Here is an 8197-nt window from a genome sequence, read left to right on the forward strand (position 1 = left end):
GGGCTTCAGAGGTTTTTGCAATATATGGAGGCAAAATCCCTAGGACCCCATATTGGACGAAGTACGCAAGCAACTGCGTGAAGAAGCCAGCTATCTGCAAGAAGCGCAATACCTCGAAACCTATGGTAAACACCTGGCCGGCGATGAGCGTTTTATCCTACCCGCGCTGATCAAGAACCAGTCTCGCGACAATATTCTGGCGATGAGTTACATCGAGTCTTCGCCGATCGACCGTCTAAAGCAACAGCCCCAGTCCGTTCGCGACCAGGCTGTGAGTGATCTGTTCGAACTATTTCTACGAGAGCTGTTTGAATTGCGCCTAATGCAGACTGACCCGAATTTCGCCAACTATCGGTATCAGGTGGAGAGTGGGAAACTGGTCTTGCTGGACTTTGGCGCAACACGAAAATTCACCGCCAAATTTGCCAACGGTTATCTGCGGTTGATTAAAGCCATGGTCAGTCGCGACGAACCCAGAATTCTTAAAGCCGCACAAAACATCGGATATCACTCCGAGGGAATAAGTGCCGAGTACGAACAATTACTGCTGCGAATTTTCCTAATGGTGGGTGAGATCTTCGAGTCCACCGATGCCTACGATTTTGAGCGATCGGATTTGGTGGTACGCCTGAACCGATTGAACGACGATGTCATGCGTCTTCAATCTGAATGGAAAGCGCCGCCGGTTGATTGCTTGTACGTGCATCGCAAGCTTGGCGGTTTGTATTTGATGGCGCGGCGATTGCGTGCGCGTGTAGCCATTGGGCCACTGCTGGAGAAACATCTATAAAGAGAGACATCGAAAAATGCCGGGACGACTGTAAATGCTCCCTGAGCCAATAGAACTCACAACGGAAAATCTATGACGACGAACTTCATGTATTTTGGCCCTCCTCCTTGACTCTGTGCGGCGGTGAATACCGCTCATGCCGGATCGATTGCAATCGGCTTGATAGTACTTCGCTTACCCTCAGGATTCGGAAGGGCACACAATGGCAGCCGAGATCATTATCATCAATTACCGCTCCATGGATTATTTGAGTTGTCGAAGGGCCTCAATAATGGCAGCCCTCTCGCTGGGGTCTTTAACCCCACTAAAGCCCATAGTAGTACCCGGCACGGTACCTGCGGGGTCTTTCAAAAATCGATCAAGATTAGTTTCGTCCCACGTGAGCTCACTGTTTGACAAGCCAGAAGAATAATTGAAGTTGGCGTCCGACGCCGCGGATTGTCCGTATTTCCCCCTAAGATTTGGGCCAACACTGGCTTTTCCGGATACGTCTATACTGTGACACACAGTGCATTGATCTAGGGAGGTATCTTTGCTAGCTCCGGCGACCAATTTTTCTTTTTCATAATTTGGTGTCGAACGTGCGTTTAAGAGTCGCGCAACTTTTTGCCCGACCTGGTTGCCAGTTGCAATGGCGCCATCGATAAATCCGCGCCATCCCAAGTCAATATCTCCCCCGGCAAAATGTACTCGCCCCTGAGATTCGCGCAATGGAACTATCGAATCCGCCAATTGACCTTTCTTCAAAACGCACCAGGTACCTTGTGAATATGGATCCAAATGCCAATCGTAATGGAGGGTATCCACAACATCTGCATCAGGTATAAAGCGACGTAATAGTTTTTCTACTTGCCCATGGTCATTGGGATTGATTTGTGACGGATCGGTGGAAAATGCTACCAAATGAGTGCCATCGCCCGGGCTGGCCATGGTCATGATTCCGCTAATAGGTTCCTGCTCTGCGGCCAACATCAAAGTGGGCTTTATATTTTGACGGATACGAATGTAGAACTTCACTCCGGAACCGGCATGTCCCTCCTCAGAGGCCTTAATTTTTTGCGGTGCTAGCGCTGGGGAAAATTGAATCTTGGATAACACATTCATCGGCACCGCACTGATGGCGGACTGACAAGTGTATGTTTTTCCTGTCTCAGTTACGACTTTTACATGATCTCCCAGATCGTGAACCTCTTTCACCGGTGTACCTAACTTTACGTCCGGGCGACCATCGTCGAGCATGGCATCTATTAGACTCTGCGTCCCATGCTTGAAACTATAGCGAGAGACGCTGTCACTGTAGCGGGTAAAATCGCTGCCAACCAAGGACCACCAACGCAGCATTTCTGCGTAACTGGCTTGATCAAAAGCTCCATGAACGGCTGACCCCAATAATCCCTCAATAATCGGCGACAAAGAGGGAGACAGGTTCATCTGATCCAGGCGATCGCGTACCGACATGGCATCAGCATTGCGCCAATTGTCAGTAACATAGGGATCATAGGGCAGCGGAAATGCGTCAACAGCACCATCGTGAAATTGATGCAATTGCTCATTGGCTATGGCAAAACTTTGATAGGTAACCAAAGGTGGGGAAGGCTCAACTTCCGGACTTCCGTTCTCACAGAGAGCCATCTTTAGAAGTGGCGCGATACCGCTCATGCCGGCATTTCTGGCTTCGACGCCGTCCCACCACAGCAATTCAGGTATCGTACCGGGAGTGGAGTCCACCAGCTGTAAATCATAGCGATTAATTTCCGCAAAAACATTAGGCTGCGTAGAGTGCACCCAGGCACCGCCAAGCTCGAACAGCTTGCCATCGCGCTTTACCGTAAACGTACGTCCACCAAGACGATTACGGGCCTCCAATATAAGCACAGACAATCCCGCTTGTCTGAGTTCACGGGCCGCCGTGACCCCGGCAAAACCACCACCAATAACAATAACATCATAGTCATATGTGTCATCGGTTTTACCTGTGGAGCCTCTGCTCGCCATGGCACTTACACCAGCGTTGGCACCGGCTGTCGTTACCGCCACGGCACCTAGAGCTCCCAAACCACTTTTTAAGATGCTGCGTCGGTTCAGGCCTTGCTGACTTGTCTGATTATTTTTCTTGTCCACGGAGAGCACCTTTTTATAAATATTGCATAATATGTTTACACACATTATTAATATTGGTCAATATTTAATATAATAAAAACGTTGTATGAGCTGTTATCGTATTATAGGTGTAAAAGAACATGCCAAAAATCCTAGATCACGAAGAAAGACGTACGCTCATCGCTCGCGGGGCGGCTGAAGCCATCAGCAAATACGGAATTCATAAAGTGACCATGATCAAGCTTGCCGAAGAAGTCGGCTGCACCGAGGGCATGGTTAATTATTATTTTGACAATAAGGAACATGTGCTTCAGGCGGCACTGGAGCAGGTAATCGAATCCACCAAGGATCGCTTAGAACATGCGAAACAGGCCAATCCGAGAGATTTAGAAGGGTGGTTATTACAGACTCTACCGCTCAACGAAACTGTGCAGAAAGAGTTTTGTGTCTGGAGAGATTTTTGGCAGCGAACCAGAGATTCTCAAGCCTTGCAACAGACCCAGGCGCGCTGGATAAGGGATTGGGTAATAGGTATTTCTGGTTTCATCGAAGAAGCCCGGATTGCAGGTGAACTTAGGCAGGATCTGGACGTGCAGATAGAATCTGAAATGCTGGCTACCTATCTAGATGGCCTAGGATTAAAGGCGTCACTGGCACCTGATGATTGGCCCGCAAAGCGACAGAAGCAACACGTGACCGCGTATCTAACACGACTCTATTAACGGGTGATTCCAAGTATTATCTGTGTATCACCGGAGCGATTGTCGCCGCACGCCAGCGCCACAAGAGCAAATACTGCCGCAAGGCATTTGAAGGAACGATACTGCTGAGCATCTCTAAAGATATTCTTATATTTTTGGAGACACTCAAACCCGGCTTGAAGTCGTGATCAAAAATCGTGCTGATTGACATTTCGATATTCCCTTGGTGTATAGCCACTCATTTTTTTGAAGGCACGATCAAAAGCGCTGGATTCTGAGTAGCCTAATTGCTGGGCAATGGCACTGATGGATGAACTGGTTTCCGCCAGCGCTTGCTTGGCGACCTGCTCCATGACCGTATTTCGGAGCTCGCGAAAGGAGGTTCCACGTATCGCCAGTTGTCGCGTCAGGTTTCTGCGAGTCATGAAAAACTGCGCTGCGGCTTCGTCTGCCGAACATATTCCCGTGCCGATTGTTCGAGCGATAAAGAATTTAACTCGACCAACAATATCATCAAGTTGCATTATCTTATCGCGAAGCTGATCGGCGTGCTCGCGCAACACTTTCAGCGTACTTGGATCTGCTTGGGTGACTTTTACGTCCAGATCAGCATTATTGACAATTGAATAGTTCACCGCCTGTTCAAACTTTACATTTTCTCCAAAAAAGCCGTGGTAATTCTCAATGGCGGAATTTGGCTTATGACTAAATCCAATCTCTACAGGATTCCAGTCACTGCCTAATTGCTCGCGCAATAGTCGCACAATTAACGCCAATGCCATTTCAACTTCTTGAGAAACATCAAAGATGGATGCAATGTTAACTCGATACTCAAGTCGACTTTCATGTTTACCTTCAATGAAATCGATAACAATTGCTTTAGAAATCGTTTGATCGTATCGAGATAGGCACAGGCAGGCGTCCTTCAACGTAGCCGCGTGAAAGACTGTCAGCATAGCGTCGCCGAAGTCAGAGTTTTTGGTGATCTTTGACAGCTGTAAGCCCAGCAGCGGCTCATCCAGGTGCTCCGCCATCCAATTAATGAGCCGGATATAGTCTTCCATTGAAAGGTATCGATAGCTGCCACTCGAATCCTTTTCCAAATCCAGTGACCGCTCAATTTCGTGAGATGTAATGCCCCTGGAATGGGCAAAATCCAATAACCATTGATAGTCGGGTTTTGGTAGCTTCTTAAATTGAGTCACGTTACAAACGTTCCCATCTGCCCATTTAATTTCTACCTAAAATATCAACTATGTTTCCTTAACTGTCAATTATTTACATCTCTCTCTCAGTATATTCTTGCTGTCCGTACGACCGTGATCTGCGGCTGATAATAAAAATCACAATTGATAATTGAGGAAGAGCAATGGCACCCCCCAACAAACCCAAAAAACGTTTGCTAGTGCAAGCAGTGGCCTTGTCGCTCGCGAGTGTTGTCGTAGGCGCGCAGGCACAAACCTTGCAGCTGGAAGAAATTGTCGTTACAGCCCAAAAGCGCTCTGAGAGTGTTCAGGATATCCCGGTATCCGTTTCCGCTCTCGGCTCTGGAGACCTCGAAGGTCTGAAAATTCGAGCCAGTACCGAAATCGCCGCGCAAGTTCCGAACATGCAAATATCCACGCCCTACGGTGATGGATTTCCGGTGATATCAATGCGTGGAATATCCATGAGTGATTTTTCCCTGAATCAGTCGAGCCCCGTAGCTCTGTATGTGGATGAAGTTTACAAGGGTAATCCAGCCTTACAAGGAGTCCAGCTCTATGACCTCGAGCGCGTTGAAGTGCTTCGTGGTCCTCAAGGCACGCTCTACGGTAAAAATACAACAGGCGGCGCTGTCAATTACATTACCAAAAGCGCCACTATGGAAGATGAATCTTACCTGACATTGGGCGCTGGAGATTACCAGCGAAGAGAGGCACAAGGCGCTTATCAAACCGTGCTAATTGATGATGTTCTCGCGGTCAGAGTAGCGGGGACTGTGGTAAAAGCCGACGGCTGGAAAGAGAATAAGCTTGCAGGCAAAGACGATGCCAATGCTATTGATGAATGGGGCGGACGAGTTGCCTTCACCTATCAACCTGCTGACGATCTTGAAATACTAGGAAGATTTTCCTCCAGTAAATCCACGCCAGTGAACTTCGGCGTTACGGCAGAACCGGGAGCACTGGGTGTTGGCAATTCACTCTACGAACTTTTCGCAGCGTCCGGTGCTGCAGTCGGAGGTTCGAATGGAGGAAGTTCGGCGTCCTACTTCCGCTCTCATCTGGATGACTTTGAAATCGAGAGTAATCGAGACGACAAGCGGAAAATTGAAACGGATTCCGCGGCGTTCACGGTTAATTGGGACATGAACAGTGAGTTAACTTTGACCTCGATCACATCGTGGGACAAGGGATCTTTCGAATCTATTGAAGATGCTGACGGCAGCCCCCTTAGAGTTCTGAGCCTTAGTGCAAGTTCTGAGGCGGAACAGATTGCTCAGGATATCCGCATTACCAGTGACTTCGACGGCGACTTCAATTTTATCTCGGGACTGTATTACGCCAAGGAAACCATTGATATTAAAGGTGACGTCAATCTGTACAGCGATTTGGATCTCAATCAGGACGGGAGTCTTGACGCCTTTGATTGCCTTGATCCACTAGTGGGACCTGTGACTCCGGCAGGTATGGCTATGGACGGCGCTTTAACCGCGGCGACCGGCGCCGGTTTAGGGCAGTTTGCATTGTTCGGATGCGGCGTCGACCGCGAACTGGAACAAACCAAATCCAGTATAGCGGCCTATTTTGATGGCAACCTTGCCGTTAATGATGTAACGACACTTCGATTGGGCTTGCGTTACACCGAAGACAAAAATGAACTGGACAACCTCCAAACCCGGCTGAAGGGTAACGATGGCAGCGACCTGGGTCCCTTGATTCCCTTAACGTCCAGAGAGTTTATTGATCGAGAATGGACAGGAAAGATTGGCATTGACTACTTTACCGACAACGGCACACTTTTATACGCCAGCTTCAGTAAGGGGTATCGCTCCGGTGCATTCAACGCACAAGGCCTGGTAGATATCAGCGAGGTCAACAGTGTCGATCCCGAGTACGTTGATGCCTATGAAATTGGTTTCAAAAGTGATTTCCTAGATGACCGCGTTCGCCTGAACGGCGCATTGTTTCATTACGCCTACGAAGGGCAGCAGTTTCTAAATGTTGATACGGCTACGTTGGTGCAAACTTTGGTCAATGTTGATGAGTCCAACATTTCAGGGGTTGAGTTAGAGCTGACGGCCAAGCCAACGGAATCTTTGTTGGTTCGAGCCGGGCTGGGCTGGTTAGATACCGAAGTGAAGAAAGGAACGCTGAGCGGCGTTGATTTGGAAGGTAACGAATTGATCGCGGCTCCCCGGTTAAACATGAATGTGTCCCTGGATTACGATATACCACTTGACGACACAGGTGTATTGACGTTGCACCTGGACGGTTCCTTCGTTGACGATCAATACTTTGATGTATTTAACACTGATGGAATTCAAGGCCGGGATTACTGGGTCAGTAATGCGCGAGTTAGTTTTGAATCACTCGATGGCGCATACACCTTAGCATTCTGGGCAAAGAATCTTGAAGACAAAGTCTACGTCACTCAAGCATACGACCTGCAGGCGGGTTACGGTTTGAATAATCTGCATATCGGTGCTCCGAGAACTATGGGTTTTGAAGCAACGCTGCGTTTCTAGGCAGAGCCCACCATCAACTCTCTCGTGCTTTGGCAAGCCATTGGCTTGCCCTTTTTTTGTTTCCGAGTGATCTTTAACTCTGAGCGGTCCACATTTAGGCCGTGATATTTTTCACAACTTGACAACCAATCTTTAACGCCCCCCATCAAATAGCAAATCTCATGAAAGTACTTCTTGTGTGCTACGCCCATGGCAATTCATCGATAACCTGAACTGCTTAACTTCCGGAAGACAGCAATGACCGATTATTTAATTTCCCATTTCCAACCTAGAAAACCTAATATACAGGATGCGCATACAGACCGAGCAGGCGAAAACTCCGGCGTGCAGCAATTCGGTAATCGGGCGTATTGCGTTCAGATATTCCGTCAACGAGTGAGTACGGCCGACGAGCTGAAGAAGTTGGTGATTTATATCATCATTAACAAATTAGAAGGCCAACTTAAGCTATCCTCTGTAGCAAACTATTTGTGTTTATCTGAGCGAACCGTTACGCGCCGCCTTAACAATTGCGACCTCAAGTATCGAGATATTATTGAAGAGGTTAAGTTTTACCTATCCGTGAAGTACCTCCTTGCTTCACCTGTGAATATCGCAGAGATTGCAAGAATGGTGGGTTACGCCAACCCCTCGAACTTTTGTAAAGCCTTTAAGCGTTGGAGTGGCGTTACGCCGTTGAAATATCGCATTCTAAATCGTCAGCTCTAGGATTCTTCTTTTTTTGATTCCTCGGCATAGGTTAAAGAAATAAGAAAAGGGAAAAAGAAGACATCCACTCTCCATACCAACGACCGACATTGCTGATGCCCAACTTGATCTTCAATAGAAGAAAAGAGGACATCCACTTTTCATACCTATCACTTTTCATACCAACGA

At 47.9% G+C, this 8197-nt stretch carries 6 protein-coding genes; 4 read left to right on the top strand and 2 right to left on the bottom strand.

The features are described from left to right. Positions 1 to 52 precede the first annotated feature (52 nt). Positions 53 to 790: an AarF/UbiB family protein gene (locus ACPXV9_RS15695; protein WP_423899011.1), complete on the top strand. Its 738-nt coding sequence runs from the start codon at positions 53 to 55 to the stop codon at positions 788 to 790. 243 nt (positions 791 to 1033) lie between these two features. On the opposite strand, the gene ACPXV9_RS15700 is transcribed toward ACPXV9_RS15695, so the two are convergent. Further along, on the bottom strand, positions 1034 to 2911 hold the full coding sequence (locus ACPXV9_RS15700) for an FAD-dependent oxidoreductase (protein WP_423899013.1): 1878 nt from the start codon (positions 2909 to 2911) through the stop codon (positions 1034 to 1036). A gap of 119 nt (positions 2912 to 3030) precedes the next feature. On the opposite strand from ACPXV9_RS15700, the gene ACPXV9_RS15705 reads away from it, so the two are divergent. Beyond that, positions 3031 to 3612, top strand: a complete 582-nt coding sequence (locus tag ACPXV9_RS15705; protein ID WP_423899014.1) for a TetR/AcrR family transcriptional regulator — start codon at positions 3031 to 3033, stop codon at positions 3610 to 3612. Between the two features lie 167 nt (positions 3613 to 3779). On the opposite strand, the gene ACPXV9_RS15710 is transcribed toward ACPXV9_RS15705, so the two are convergent. Beyond that, complete coding sequence (locus tag ACPXV9_RS15710; protein WP_423899016.1) at positions 3780 to 4796, bottom strand: AraC family transcriptional regulator ligand-binding domain-containing protein; 1017 nt, start codon at positions 4794 to 4796, stop codon at positions 3780 to 3782. Positions 4797 to 4960: 164 nt separating this feature from the next. Here ACPXV9_RS15710 and ACPXV9_RS15715 point away from each other — a divergent pair, with 164 nt between their 5' ends. Further along, complete coding sequence (locus ACPXV9_RS15715) at positions 4961 to 7321, top strand: TonB-dependent receptor (RefSeq protein ID WP_423899017.1); 2361 nt, start codon at positions 4961 to 4963, stop codon at positions 7319 to 7321. Between the two features lie 237 nt (positions 7322 to 7558). Next, a complete protein-coding gene (locus tag ACPXV9_RS15720; RefSeq protein WP_423899019.1) occupies positions 7559 to 8029 on the top strand; it encodes a helix-turn-helix domain-containing protein in 471 nt (156 codons plus the stop codon). Positions 8030 to 8197 lie beyond the last annotated feature (168 nt).

Origin of the sequence: Candidatus Pelagadaptatus aseana, assembly GCF_040362265.1 — a bacterium.
GTDB classification, from domain to species: Bacteria; Pseudomonadota; Gammaproteobacteria; order Pseudomonadales; family Cellvibrionaceae; genus Pelagadaptatus; species Pelagadaptatus aseana.

Excerpts from the sequence above, each read along its gene's own strand:
- ACPXV9_RS15705 (WP_423899014.1), top strand. The coding sequence starts at position 3,031 with ATGCCAAAAATCCTAGATCACGAAGAAAGACGTACGCTCATCGCTCGC.
- ACPXV9_RS15715 (WP_423899017.1), top strand. The coding sequence starts at position 4,961 with ATGGCACCCCCCAACAAACCCAAAAAACGTTTGCTAGTGCAAGCAGTG.
- ACPXV9_RS15720 (WP_423899019.1), top strand. The coding sequence starts at position 7,559 with ATGACCGATTATTTAATTTCCCATTTCCAACCTAGAAAACCTAATATA.